At 61.9% G+C, this 556-nt stretch carries 1 protein-coding gene; it reads right to left on the minus strand.

What is annotated here, in order from left to right; all coding sequences use genetic code 11:
- Positions 1-556: AMP-binding protein (locus tag NOV72_RS31790; protein WP_146150074.1), on the minus strand; the 556-nt coding region annotated here is incomplete at both ends.

Consider the following 556-nt stretch of genomic DNA (forward strand, 5'->3'; position numbering starts at 1 on the left):
GCTTCGATTTCACCCAGTTCGATGCGGAACCCGCGAATCTTCACCTGATGATCGAGCCGGCCCAGATAATCGAGCACGCCATCGGCACGCCAGCGCACAAGATCGCCGGTGCGATAGAGGCGTGAACCTGGATCGCTCGATAACGGATCGGCAACGAAGCGCTCCGCCGTCAAACCGGGGCGGCCGAGATAGCCGCGCGCGAGACCCGCACCACCGAGATACAGTTCGCCCGCCACGCCGCGCGGCACCGGCTCCATGCGCTCGTCGAGCACCCACGTTTGCGTGTTCGTGATCGGCGCGCCGATCGGCACGGCTTTCTCTTCTTCGCGGCAGCGCCATGCGGTGACGTCGATTGCCGCTTCGGTCGGACCATAAAGGTTATGCAAGTCCACGCCCGGCAGACGCTCGAAGACTTTGCGCTGCAACTGCGCAGGCAGCGCTTCGCCACTGCATATGATTTGACGCAGTTCGCATCTCTCTACATGTTCGCTTTCGATGAACGCCTGAAGCATCGAGGGCACGAAATGCAGCGTGCTCACTTCATGACGCACGATCG

This window comes from Caballeronia novacaledonica, from assembly GCF_900258035.1.
GTDB classification, from domain to species: domain Bacteria; phylum Pseudomonadota; class Gammaproteobacteria; order Burkholderiales; family Burkholderiaceae; genus Caballeronia; species Caballeronia novacaledonica.